General features: G+C 42.1%; 9 protein-coding genes and 1 pseudogene. All 10 read right to left on the bottom strand.

The window, feature by feature from the left end:
* Nucleotides 1-21: 21 nt before the first annotated feature.
* The 10 genes and pseudogenes from I872_RS02770 to I872_RS02725 all read right to left on the bottom strand — a co-directional run bounded on the left by I872_RS02770 (nucleotide 22) and on the right by I872_RS02725 (nucleotide 13,128).
* A pseudogene (locus I872_RS02770) lies at nucleotides 22-3,226 on the bottom strand (GBS Bsp-like repeat-containing protein).
* 64 nt (nucleotides 3,227-3,290) lie between these two features.
* Nucleotides 3,291-4,049, bottom strand: coding sequence for a triose-phosphate isomerase (tpiA, locus tag I872_RS02765; RefSeq protein WP_015604633.1), 759 nt, complete (start codon nucleotides 4,047-4,049; stop codon nucleotides 3,291-3,293).
* A 161-nt stretch (nucleotides 4,050-4,210) separates the two neighbouring features.
* Nucleotides 4,211-4,972, bottom strand: coding sequence for an HAD family hydrolase (locus tag I872_RS02760; RefSeq protein WP_015604632.1), 762 nt, complete (start codon nucleotides 4,970-4,972; stop codon nucleotides 4,211-4,213).
* Nucleotides 4,953-5,357, bottom strand: a complete 405-nt coding sequence (locus tag I872_RS02755) for a PaaI family thioesterase (RefSeq protein WP_015604631.1) — start codon at nucleotides 5,355-5,357, stop codon at nucleotides 4,953-4,955. The genes I872_RS02760 and I872_RS02755 overlap by 20 nt, the downstream gene beginning before the upstream one ends.
* Before the next feature lie 410 nt (nucleotides 5,358-5,767).
* On the bottom strand, nucleotides 5,768-6,979 hold the full coding sequence (locus tag I872_RS02750; protein WP_015604630.1) for an MFS transporter: 1,212 nt from the start codon (nucleotides 6,977-6,979) through the stop codon (nucleotides 5,768-5,770).
* Nucleotides 6,980-7,057: 78 nt separating this feature from the next.
* Nucleotides 7,058-7,921 carry an Rgg family transcriptional regulator gene (locus I872_RS02745; protein ID WP_015604629.1) on the bottom strand — a complete coding sequence of 288 codons (864 nt, stop codon included), beginning with the start codon at nucleotides 7,919-7,921 and terminating at the stop codon, nucleotides 7,058-7,060.
* Nucleotides 7,922-8,214: 293 nt separating this feature from the next.
* Complete coding sequence (locus I872_RS02740; RefSeq protein WP_148284581.1) at nucleotides 8,215-9,876, bottom strand: DUF2971 domain-containing protein; 1,662 nt, start codon at nucleotides 9,874-9,876, stop codon at nucleotides 8,215-8,217.
* Between the two features lie 43 nt (nucleotides 9,877-9,919).
* A complete protein-coding gene (locus tag I872_RS02735) occupies nucleotides 9,920-11,815 on the bottom strand; it encodes an ABC-F family ATP-binding cassette domain-containing protein (protein WP_015604627.1) in 1,896 nt (631 codons plus the stop codon).
* Nucleotides 11,816-12,020: 205 nt separating this feature from the next.
* Entirely contained in the window at nucleotides 12,021-12,386 is a 366-nt protein-coding gene (locus I872_RS02730) for a hypothetical protein (RefSeq protein ID WP_015604626.1), read from the bottom strand.
* 4 nt (nucleotides 12,387-12,390) lie between these two features.
* Nucleotides 12,391-13,128, bottom strand: a complete 738-nt coding sequence (locus I872_RS02725; protein ID WP_172456445.1) for a matrixin family metalloprotease — start codon at nucleotides 13,126-13,128, stop codon at nucleotides 12,391-12,393.
* Between the last annotated feature and the right edge of the window lie 101 nt (nucleotides 13,129-13,229).

The following is a 13,229-nucleotide window of genomic DNA, read 5'->3' as shown; positions in this document are numbered from 1 at the left end:
GTTTCCCTTGGTTTTTTGTGTTTATCTATAACGAGGTGATGCAAAACCACGGATATTGCCATGACCGATGCGGTAAGTATTGCGTTTAACTTCGTTGTTACTGTTACCTTCAATCGTATGAATGATGCCATTTTCGACTTTTTCGACAATACCGATATGATCAGCCCATCCATCATTTTGCTGGGTATCTTTGTCCCAGTTAAAGGTGATAATATCGCCGGCTTTAGGTGTAGAATTACCATCTTCATTCCAGATACCTAGACGTTTAAAGATGTGAATATGGCGCTCAACACCGCATTCGCGACCGATGAGATCGCTCAAGCCTTCTCTTTGGAAAATAACTGTCGTAAAAATATCGCACCAGTCATCTGAATTCTTCACAGCATAACCAACCGGTAACGGTCTAACGCTATTATAGTCATTGACCAGACGATGGTGCTCAGCACTGCCTCCCTTGACACCGACTAGAGCAGCCGCTGCTGCAAGCACACGATCCCGCTGGTTGCTAGGCGCCTGAGGACGCGTAATAGAAATCGTGGTCTTTTCTCCACCAGCTCCTTGCAGCTGATTACGATTGTTCAAGTAATATAGATGTACATTGTACTCGCCTTGACTATTTTTATGATCTCTCGCATAAACATGCTTGCGATAAGTACCATCTGCTTGGCGTTCTGCTGTGTACCACTTAATATCATCTTGTCCGTTTTCACTGGACCACGTTGGAAGGTAGACTTCTTTGACCCCTTCTGGAGCTACAACACCAGAAACGACGATATCAAATTCACCAGTTTCATTGTTTTTATTTTGGATACTGATTTTTCCTTGTGGTTTCTCCCCTGTCGCAATGGAAACCTTAGTAGTTGTACCGCCGACACCGACCATCTTGCCGTCATTTTGAACAAAGTACAAGTGGACACTGTAGTCACCAACGGAATTCTTGTGCTCGCTGGCACGGACGGTGAATTTATATGTACCGTCTGACTGTTTCTGCGCCTTGTGCCATATCAAATCATCCTGACCATTCTCATTGGACCAAGTTGGAAGCAGCACTTCACGAACACCTTGCGGGCTAGAAACCTCGGACACGATCACATCGAACGTTCCGGTCTTTGGATCGTTGTTGGCAATCGTCAGCTTGCCTTCTGGCTTAGCAACTGAAGCTCGAGTGACTTTAGTCGTTGTACCTCCGACGCCGACCATCTTGCCGTCGTTTTGGATATAGTACAAGTGGACACTGTAGTCACCAACAGAATTCTTGTGCTCGCCGGCACGGACGGTGAATTTATAAGTACCATCTGACTGTTTTTGTGCCTTGTGCCAAATCAAATCATCCTGACCATTCTCATTTGACCAAGTCGGAAGCAAGACTTCACGAACGCCTTGTGGGCTAGAAACCTCGGACACGATCACATCGAATGTACCGGTCTTTGGATCGTTGTTGGCAATCGTCAGCTTGCCTTCTGGTTTAGCAACTGAAACCTTAGTCGTTGTACCTCCGACGCCGACCATCTTGCCGTCGTTTTGGATATAGTACAAGTGGACACTGTAGTCGCCAACAGAATTCTTATGCTCGCTGGAACGGACAGTAAATTTATAAGTTCCGTCTGACTGTTTCTGTGCCTTGTGCCAGATGATGTCATCTTGACCTTGATCATTTGACCAAGTCGGAAGCAAGACTTCACGAACGCCTTGTGGACTAAAAACTTCAGACACGATCACATCGAAAGTGCCGGTCTTTGGATCGTTGTTGGCAATAGTCAGCTTACCTTCTGGTTTAGCAACTGAAACCTTAGTCGTTGTACCACCGACGCCGACCAACTTACCGTCACCTTGAACGTAATACAAGTGAACATTGTATTCGCCCGTAGAACCTTTATGGTTGGCAGCATTAACTGTCAGCTTATAAGTTCCGTTGGCTTGCTTCGTCGCAGTGTACCAAACAATATCATCTTGCCCACGCTCACTGGACCAAGTTGGAAGTTTAACTTCCTGAACTCCATGCGGTGCGGAAACTTCGGAAACAACGACATCAAATGTGCCAGTTTTTGGTATTATTATTTTGAATGCTAATCTTACCTGTCAGCGGTTGTTTAACCAAAGTAGCTCTAGCTGTAAATCTTCCAGAATAGTCAATACTCTGGTCGAAAACATGCTTACCTGGCAACAATTGTGCTTGAGAAGTAAATTGCCAAGCTCCTGCTCTGCTATTATACTTCAAACTTTTAGCATCATTTGCACTTAGCTTAGGTGCTGGGTACTGAGCAATCCAAAAATTATCAAGGCCAAAAAGAGATGTATTGATTGAACCTTTGTGGCGTAGGTTATTCTGGTCAACCCAGCTAGCGCTCGTATAATACATCAGATTTGTCATATCCCTGCTTGCGCATTTCATCTGCCCAAGCCTGAGTATGCTGGTTGATCCCCGTTTGCTATTTTAGAGTCTTCCATGTCATTGACCATGACTGTATTTTTAGGCAAGGACAGTTTATTAGCAAAGGCAGCATAGTAACGGGCCTCTGCTCTCGCTTCTGCATCACTTGTATAGTGCGAGAAGGCATAGGTTGATACTTGCAAACCAGCTGCTTGCGCATTCCGAACCTGAGACTCAGCGAAAGGATTAGTATAGTGGGTGCCTTCTGTCAGTTTAACGACGACACCGCCGACACCTTTGGATGCTAATTGGCGATAGTCTTCTACGCTGATATGGCCGTTATGACTACTCACATCCAACAAAGGTAGAGCCCTTGATTTCTGCTTCTGAATTGCCACGCGCTGTTTGTCCTGCTGAAGAAGCCACATTATAAAAAGAAGTGCCGCCTTTTTTGGAACCAGGACTGGCGCTGATCGCTGGGGAAGTCTGCTCAACCTTTACTGGATTCTTAATCTCTTCAGAAGCAGCTGATTTTGCTTGTTCACTTGATTTTATTTTCTGGTACATTCTCCTTGACCAGACTAGCAGCAGGTGCCAGTATTTTCTGGTGCCTTGTATACTGGACTAGCTTCAGCTTTTACGTACCGAGGTTTCTTGTTTTACCTGTTGATCGGTAGACACCACTTCTGCTAAGGCTCCCTGCTGAGGTTGATGATCATTTTTTACTTGAAGTTCTGCTTTAGCTACTTCAGGGTCTGTGGTTGTCGGCGTATTTTCTTCTGCCTGTACCACGTTAGCCGTTGCTGCTAGCAATATAGCTGTACTGGCTAAATAGATAAGTTCCTTTGATTTCACCTTTTTTCTCCAAACTTTTAAAAAGCTTGCCACCTTTAAGGCGACAAGCCATTTATTGTTATTCTTATTTCACAAAATCAAGAAGAGCTAGGAAGCTTTCTGCTTCAAGTGATGCCCCACCAACAAGAGCTCCGTCCACATCTGGACAAGCCATGTATTCTGCAACATTTTCAGGTTTAACTGAACCACCGTATTGAACGCGAACTTTGTCAGCAACTTCTTGGCCAAAGTCAGCAGCTACAACGTCACGAACAACTTTACACATTTTTTGTGCGTCATCTTGTGAAGCTGATTTACCAGTACCGATAGCCCAGATTGGTTCATAAGCGATAACTGATGCAGCAACTTGTTCAGCTGTCAAGCCAGCCAAAGCAGCAGATACTTGAGCGCCTACGAATTCAGCTGCTTTACCAGCTTCATAAGTTTCAAGGCTTTCACCACAACAGATGATTGGAAGCATACCGTTTGCAAAGATTGCTTTTGCTTTTTTGTTGATATCTTCGTCAGTTTCATGGAAGTAGTCACGGCGTTCTGAGTGACCGATAACAACGTAGTCTGTACCAATTTCTTTCAAAACTTGTGGGCTAGTTTCACCAGTGAAAGCACCCGCATTTTCAAAGTAGCAGTTTTGAGCAGCAACTTTAAGATTTGAACCTTTTGCAGCAGCAAGAACAGTTGTCAAGTCAAGAGCTGGAGCTGCGATACCCGCTTCAACAAGGTCTGATGAAGGAAGTTTTGATGCTACGGCTTCAACGAATGCTTTTGCTTCTTCTGGATTTTTGTTCATTTTCCAGTTACCGGCAATAAATGGTTTACGTGACATTTCACATACCTCTTCTATTTTTATTTATATGGGCTATTATATCATAAGAAAGCAAATTAATAAAGGTTATCCACAATTTTTCTATCAAATCGTAATGTTTCTCTGAGTTATCCACAGTTTTGGTCTGTGAATAAACTGTTTAAAGACCTCCAAGGCATCTTTTACTTCCTATTTTCCAGCAGTTCTCCTATATCTGTAATGACCCTGGACTGCATTTTATTGAGCTTGTTTATCTCTGCATCCGAGTATGGGAAAGTGTTCAGCAACACTCCATCAATCCCAACAGTTTGAGCAATAGCCATATCCGTAGAAAAATCATTGCCAACCATCACCGTATCTTCTGGATTGAGCTGATTCTCTTCCAACACAAGCTCTAACCATTCTGCTTGTGGTTTTTTGATCTGATAATCAGAAGAAATATAAACTTTATCCAGATAGGGAGCACAACCCGTCAATTCAATTTCTGGCATTGTAAAAGCCTTTTGAGCATTGGATAGCAATATAATATCGCCTCCCTGGTCCTTAATGGCCTTTAAAACTTTGAGGGTATTCGGATAAGCATAGAGCTGACGACGAGACAAACTCCGAAAAGTCACAGCCAACTGCTCTCCCCAAGCCTGCACATCTGGAAGCGGAGTCTGGGTTTCATGCTTAGATGGTGCTTCCTGCAAAAGCTGAATGAAAACCGCCACCAAATCAACCTCTGGATAGGCAACGCTTTTCTCTTGAGCTATCTTGTTTTCCTGCTCTACTACCAATTGCCCATATTTCTTTTTCAAGTCTTCTGGCTGATAATCTGCTCCATAAGCTGCATAGATGTGGGAAAGATACAGCCATAAAGTCGGATCATCTTCGGCAGTCCTGATATCCACCAGGGTTCCATAAAAGTCAAAAAGATAATGTTTATATTCTAACTTGCGCATTTTCTCCCCTTTCTCCAGTGACAAACATGGTAAAGGTCGCCTTACATACATTTCTACCGTCTTGATTGGTAATATCCACATCTACCACTCTAGTCGTTCGGCCAGCATGGACACATTTCCCCGTGATACTTAGGATATCACCAAGCTTAGCCGCTTTGAGATAGTTGATGGAGGATTGTAGGGTCACGGCGTCAGCACCTTGGGAAATGATGACCAAACCACTAATCTGATCGCACAAGGTAAATAGGTAGCCTCCATGCGCATTGCCATAGTAATTCAAAGAAGAGGGGACGACCTCTGTCGTTACTAAAACATGGCCGTCCTTGGCCTCCTCAATTTTATAGTTCTCAAATGCTGAAATCGCATCAAAATGAAAATCTTTCATTCCTCACTCCGTTTATTTTACTTTTACTTCATCATACTACTTTTGCTAGAAAGGAACAATGATTATAATCATATTCTAATGGAAAATTTTTTCCACCAGCTATTCAAATACCTTGCACTACTAATTTCTCAGCCGATTGGGATGGTAGCTTAGAAATAAAGTTCTAAGCCAAATTAGGCTAGTAATGACTTTAAAAATTCTCATTAGAACCCAGCTTTTTGGTTAAAAGAATAAGCTGAAAACATGCAAGACAAAAGATCAAAATAGAGGCTGGGACAAAAGTCCTAGCCTCTCAATTGTCTTTGGATTGTCGAGCAAGACGCAGTGGTTGAGTGGGCTCTATTACGCTGATTTCATCAGCTTTTACAGCCCTACTCAACTGTGCGGAGGTGGGACGACGAAATCGAATTCTAACGAATTACCGATTTCTGTCCCACTCTCCTAGTTTTTTCTATTTTCTTTTGATAACAGAAGGAAATGAGAGCCAATCCTATTACCCCCAGACCAATCAGGAGAAAGGAAAGGGTGTGGACACTCGGTAGCAGCGTCATCAGGAAAGTCGCAGGAGGCATGAAAAGAATTGCCAGCGTGTAAATAGTCGAGAAAACGCGGCCTAGGTACTGCTGCTCCACTTTGGTCTGAACCTGACTAAAGAAATGAATATTGAACACAGTCATAAAGAGTTCGCAGATTAGATTACCAGAATAGGAGAAATATGGATGAACCGGTAGCAAGGCAGAGACGCCCATGACTGCGACTCCAACACCTGTCAATAACAGGGCTAGAAGAAGATTTCCCATACTGGCCTTGACCTTGCTGGCTAGAATGGCTCCTATGATTGAGCCAATAGCGCCCAAACTCAGAATAGTCGCATAAGAGCCTGTCTTATCATAGAGCTGATTAGTGAAAGGCAACAGATAATTAAAAGCCGCAAAGAAAAAGTTAACTGCAGAAGCTACCAAGAGCAGAAAGAAAATTTCTTTTTGCTGACGGATATAAACTAAACCTTCCTTGATATCTCTCAGGATATTTCCAAGATTGATGGGAGACTTCTGCTTGCTTGGCTCATGATTGGGCAGAAAATAAACCAAGGAAAAAGCCAGAAAAAAGCTAAGGGCATCTAGCTGAAGGGTCACGCGCAGATTTGCATACTGCATCACGATAAAAGACAGAACTGGAGCTGAGACACTGATAACCTGCAAGGCCAGCTCCAGATGAGAATTGTAGGCCACAATGTCTTCCTTGTCCACAATTTCAGTGATGTAGGACTTATTAGCTGGTCGAGAAAAGGCAAAGGCTATAGCCTGAACCACATTGGCAAAAATTAGTGCTCCAATCATGAGTCGGTCATTAGAGATAAAGGAAATCAGCAGACAAAGTCCAGCACAAATCAAGTCCGTTACCATCAGCACCTTACGTCTGGAAAAGCGGTCCGTAATAGCTCCCCCAAAAGGATTGAATAAGATGGAAGTAATTAGCTCCGATATCTGGTAAATGCCCAAGACCGTTTGTCCCAGAGCTCCCAAAGAAGCAAGCCAGATGCTGTTTCCATAGTCATAGAGCATATTTCCAATTTTATTAATAGCAGCCCGTGTAATCAGCTGTGCAGCATGTCGATTCATAAAAACACCTCCTTCCATTTCTGAAACTATTGTATCAGAAATAGAGGGAGGTTCTTTGTTTTTCCCATATTTGGGAAATTACACTTTTACAAACTTCTCGAAATGCTCTTGATAATAGGCAACTTGCTCTGGTAAATTCAGCACTTCAAAGATATGCATGGCTTCCTGCATTTGCTTGATTCCCTGCTTCTTCTGCCCCTTCTGATAAGCTGCAAAACCTTTTAGATAGAGGAACACATTGCGTTCATAGAGTTTGATGCCCTTGCCAATGATTTTCTCTACATAAGCCTCAAAATAACTAGCCTTATCAAAAGAACAACTTTCCAAACAATGCTGGTAACAATTGAGCGCTATAATCAAGACTAATTTCTTATGGCGACCGATCTCTTTATAGTAGCTCTCCCGCTCCATGACTTCCTTGCCCAGACGGTAGACGTAGTCCACATCATAGAAACTATAGAGATTTCCAAAGAGGATAAGCTCATACATAGTCCAATCTTCCACTTGAAAGAGATAATCGGCCACCTTATCTAAATCCTCTTGCCTCATGCGAAACTGACTGTCTCGCTGACAAATCAAGCCCTGCATCAAAATCCAATTCAGCTCATAGTAAAGAGGTGCGTTGCTATCCTTGGCCTTTTCCAACTGCTCCGCTTGCAAGTCTTGAAATCCCTTGATGTCATTTGAGTAGTAAAGAGGGATAATCTGACTCATCATGGCCACGTGCTCATGCTGCTGGAAATTCCGAGCCTTGTCCATAAAATTTTCAAGAGTCACATGAATATTATCCAAAAGATCTAAAAATTTCGAGAGGGTCATGTCCGACTCACCCAGCTCAAAACGAGACAGCTGAGAGGTCGAGCAAACCTGACCCGCCGCTTCCTTCAAAGAATACTGTCCATTTAAACGAAAATCGCGAAAAACTTTGCCTAAATCTTCCATTTGTTTACCACTTTAATTTCTTTAATTGCTGTTTCGCTTCCCTAAGTAGCTCTTTCAAAATTACCTTCATCACCCCTTGTTCGGATTCTACTTTCGGAAGAGCCTCATTTCGTTAAAATTTTATCGGCCGAAAATCTGATAGAGCCATTTTGCTCCAAAATAGCTTTTCAGAAAATCTGACGGGCTGACTTTGCTCTAAAAGAACTTAGATTACATGAAGAATGCTTTCTTTTCCTTGAAAAAATAGACATTGCGCATGCTGTCCAGAGAAATTTCCTGATAGAAATAAATGATTAACGATATGAAATCTCGGATCGAGTTACCTCAATTTCCCCATCAATGTGTTTGATATATGGAGCAACAAAATCAATATCATCGCATTTAGGACCTAGTTTAATTTTGGAGTATTTTAGTTGTTTATCAATATAGACATATAGACCAGGAATCACACTATTGGAACTATCGCTAGTAATAATTTCTTTATTCTTACCTTCATAAGATTTAATAATCCTATACTCTTTTTCATAGCTATAATCCGCCTCTTTAAATAAATAACGAATGACATCTATTAATTTCAAGGCCATAGAGAAGAATTTTTTTCTGTCGCTGTCCTCATACGTTCTAATGTTGTCTAATGCTGATTTTATTGTCTTGATTTCCTCTTCTAGTGAATTTTCCTCAATTTTATAACAAACTTCATAAATTTCTATTCCCTCATCTATTAAACTTTTTATATAATCTGAATGATAAGTTAAATTAATTCCCTTCGCATCATCACCGTATTGTTTCCACATTGGAAGACTATCATCTAGCTTTTGATCTTTCCCAATTTTTGTCATAGAAGCAAAGAAGAACGGCGAGCTATCATAATCAGTTATAGGTAGATCCTTTTTTTCAATTCCTATGAGATTAAACAATGTGTATCCTTCATTCGGATCATTCATCTGTCTAGCATTGCTTAGCCGTAATTTAGGATAGCTTTTATTCTCATCAGATTTATAAAGTAAAAATTTTAAGGTTTTTAGGGAAGTATAGTGAACAAAACTGTCATCGTTTGGAGAGTGAACAGAACTGTCATCGTTTGGAGAGTGAACAGAACTGTCATCGTTTGAAGTTTTAGGGTATTTTAATGTATCCTTAATTTTCATAACACTAGTTTTTATTTTTCTTAAATCATCATTTTTACTAACTTCCAATTCTGACTTTAATTGTTCAAAATCAGTCTTATCAAGTAATAACTTTATTAATTTGTAGATTTTATCAAAGTTCGGCATATGATATTTTTCTATACAAACTCTAACTAACTCACTCAATGAATCAAAATATAAATCATAATCAAAATCATAAACTTCAATAATTTTAGAAAAAGATTCTATTTTCTCATCATCTAGTTGATCATCTTTTAATTCTTCTACAATAACAGATACCCAATTCCCAATATTTAATCTTTCATCAATCTTCTTAAGTTGTTGATTTAGCTCTATAATCTCTTCACTATTTGTTATGTCATTATTTCTTAACAGAGCTTTTTTTACACCCACGTTTTCTTTTATATCATCAGGTAAGTCTATAACTGTTAAATCTCGAAATATCTTCAAAAATTTTTCATAGTATTCTGCTCCGAGTTTATATAATTCTTGATAAAAATTACTACTCCAAGCCAATGAATAATATGTATCTTTTATACTTACAATATTATAATCATTATCGTAACTATAAAAACTGTCATTATCTAAATCTTGGTCTATCAGAATGGAAATCCGCTTTGGTACAGACTTCTCCTCGACCTCTGGATTGTAAATTCTATAATATCCTAAAAGAGTCTCCTCTAAATCTTGATTATAGAAACATACTATATAAGTTATTTTATAACGATAATCATCCCATCCTTCTGTGTAGAACACAAACGTATTCGGAGCTTTCTCACTTTTTATAAATTTTATAATATGATGCATTATCCCAAGCAATCTTAAACATAGTATCTATTCCTTTCTATTCCTACACCTTCTCCGCTAGTTCTTCCCATTCTAGCATGGCTTCTTCTTGGGCGGTGGTCAGCTGTTCGATTTGCTGCTGGCTCTCCATGAGTTCGGCGGCGTCATTAGTGGCCTGCATGGCTTCCTGAAGCTGACTGATCTGGCTGTCCAAATCCTCGATTTGCGCTTCCAGTTGTTCTAGGCGGCGGGCAAGCCGGCGCTGTTCTTTCTGGTTTTCCTTTTGAAGCTGATAGTCATTGGCAGGTGCTGGCTTGTCAGGACTGGCCTGCTCTGTCTCCTCCTGCATGGCTTCCTGCTCTGCCTTTTTCTCCAGATAGTAGTCATAATCACCCAGATAAAGGGTAGAGCCTGTCTCAGAGAGCTCAATAATCTGAGTAGCCACGCGATTGATAAAGTAACGGTCATGGCTGACAAAGAGCAGGGTGCCGTCAAAGTCAATCAGGGCATTTTCCAGTACTTCCTTGCTGTCAATGTCCAGATGGTTGGTCGGCTCGTCCAGGATGAGGAAGTTGTTGTTTTCCATAGACAGCTTGGCTAGAAGCAGACGCGCCCGCTCTCCACCTGATAACATGCCGACCGATTTCTTGACATCGTCCCCCGAGAAGAGGAAAGCGCCTAAGCGATTGCGAATGTCGACCTCTGGCGTTAGCTTGAAGTCATTCCATAGCTCATCAAGAACTGTATTGCTGGGAGTCAGTTTGCTCTGGGTTTGGTCATAGTAACCCACTTCCACATTAGCTCCCAGCTGCTCCTTGCCTCGAATAAAGGGCACTTGACCGATTAGTGACTTAATCAAGGTCGTCTTTCCAATCCCATTTGGCCCGACAATAGCTACCGCATTAAACTTGCGAATATCAAGGTTAATCGGCTCCGACAGGACTTCCTCTCCGTAGCCAATAGCCGCATCTTCCAAGGTCAGAACAACATTTCCCGAAACCTTATCGGATTTGAAGGTCATATTGGCCGAGCGATTGCCGGTCTCCGGCCTCTCCAAACGCTCCATCTTTTCCAGCTGCTTACGACGAGACTGAGCCCGCTTGGTAGTGGAAGCCCGAACTAGATTGCGATTAACAAAGTCCTCCAGCGCAGCGATTTCCTTCTGCTGCTTTTCATAGTTCTTGGCTTCAGTGGCCAGCTTCTGCTCCTTTTGGACCACAAAGCTAGAGTAATTGCCCACATAGCGATCCAAGGAATGCTTGGTCAAATCCAGCGTGATGGTTGCTACCTTGTCTAGGAAATAGCGGTCATGGCTAACGATAATCAGAGCACCGCTGTAGTTGACTAAGTAAGTCTCTAGCCAGGCAATGGTCTCGATATCCAAGTGGTTAGTTGGCTCATCCAAGACCAGCAGCTCTGGCTTCTCCAACAGCATCTTGGCCAGGGCTAGGCGGGTATTCTGCCCACCTGAAAGCTCAGAAATCTTCATCTGCCACATGGACTGGTCAAACTTGAAACCATTCAAAATAGCTCGAATATCGGCCTCGTAGGTAAAACCACCCTTTTGGCGAAAATCCTCTGACAGCTGGTCATACTGGGTCATGAGAGCAGTCAGGTCTTCCCCTGACAATTCTCCCATTTGCAGCTCCATCTGCCGCAAGCGTTTTTCTTGCTGGCGCAGGCTATCAAAGACCAGCAGCATCTCGTCGTAGATAGTATTCTCCGATTCGAAGCGGCTGTCCTGAGCCAGATAGGACAGGGACAGGTATCGTTTCTTATTGATTTGACCAGACGTCGGCTCTTCCTCGCCCACCAAAATCTTGAGCAAGGTTGACTTGCCAGCTCCATTTTTACCGACCAGTGCAATCCGGTCACTCTCATCCACCTGCAGGTTGATATTATCAAAAAGTAGCTCCCCTGCAAAAGAGCGTTCAATCTTGTTTGCTTGTAAAATAATCATAAGACCATTATAGCAGATTTCCAGAAGTACAGCTATCAGAATTCAAGAGAAAGCGAACTCAGCTCCCCAAAAGAAAAAGAGAGTGGGACAGTTGAGTAGGGCTGTAAAAGCTGATGAAATCACCCTAGTAGAGCCCACTCAACCACTGCGTCTTACTCGACAATCCAAAGACAATTGAGAGGCTAGGACTTTTGTCCCAGCCTCTCTACATAAAACTATTGAGAATAGATTGATTCTGCAAAATCAGATAGATGCCCAGCAAAATAATTAAAACAAAAAGACTTAGCTTTATCATCCCTTTAACAAAACGAACGATCCATAGAATCATCATGGAACCAATCAACCACATAATGGCTGAATGTTGGAAAAATCCTTGAACTGTCTCAACATTCTCTCCAAAGAAGGCCTGAATGGGCGCTGGAATATGAGTTTCCCAAGCCGCTGTCACGCCTAGCTGGTTAGCAATATCGCTGCCGCTTTTCCACAGCCAAGCAAAAATTCCTGAGTTAAAAAGAAAGAGGAAAACTTGCTCTGGGAAGCGTCTAACAAAATTAAAAATCGTTTTTAGCATACCTTTATGATTGATACAAGTCTTTTACAGCCTGGATATCTGCTGGCTGAATACTATAAAATGAGCCTGCCGACTGCATCACTGATTCCTCCTCATTATGGTCTAATCCGATAGCATGGCCCAATTCGTGCGCTGCTGTATTGACAATCCGCTCATGAGAATAACCATAGCGTCTGTCCAACAAGTAGTAACTATTGAGGCGAACAGTCACATGGGTGAAACGATTGGTCAGCAGGTTGTTCTTGGACTCTGCCTCGCCAGCTGCACTGACATTGCCATCATTCATTTCCATCGCAACGATATCCGCTTCTTCTTTGTCATTGATGATTTGAAAGGTGAAAGCTCCTGTCTGGTTCCAAGAACTAATGGCCTCCTGATAGGCTGAACGTAAAGTTGCATTCGTGGTATCGATATATACCGTAGCACCAGCCTTCTCCCAGCGAGCTCCCGTCCCTTTATGCTCATCTGTCAGCTGATGGGGCTGAATTCCCTCACTAGTCTGAAGACCAGTGGAAAGTCCTTGATGCGTTAAAAATTGATCCACTTGAGTAACAGTAGTTCGAAGAGCCTGCGATAATCCCTCTGCCCCCGTCTCTGTCGAAGTAGTAAAATAAAAAACACCTACAAGAACAAGAAAACTGAGTGCCACAGACCAAATAAGCCCCCAGATGAGCCGCCAAAGCAAGCGAACTATAAATCTAATAGAATTGAAAATAAACTTCACGGCAAGCTCCTTTCTCATAAAATGCACGAGAGATTTAGTCTAGCATCTTTCGCTTAAATAAAACTGAATATGCATAAAGAGCAAGTATCACAATAAATGACTCGAATGCAAACTCCCAC

This window comes from Streptococcus cristatus AS 1.3089 (assembly GCF_000385925.1).
GTDB lineage: Bacteria > Bacillota > Bacilli > Lactobacillales > Streptococcaceae > Streptococcus > Streptococcus cristatus_B.
This window is presented reverse-complemented; position numbering and strand designations above follow the sequence as displayed.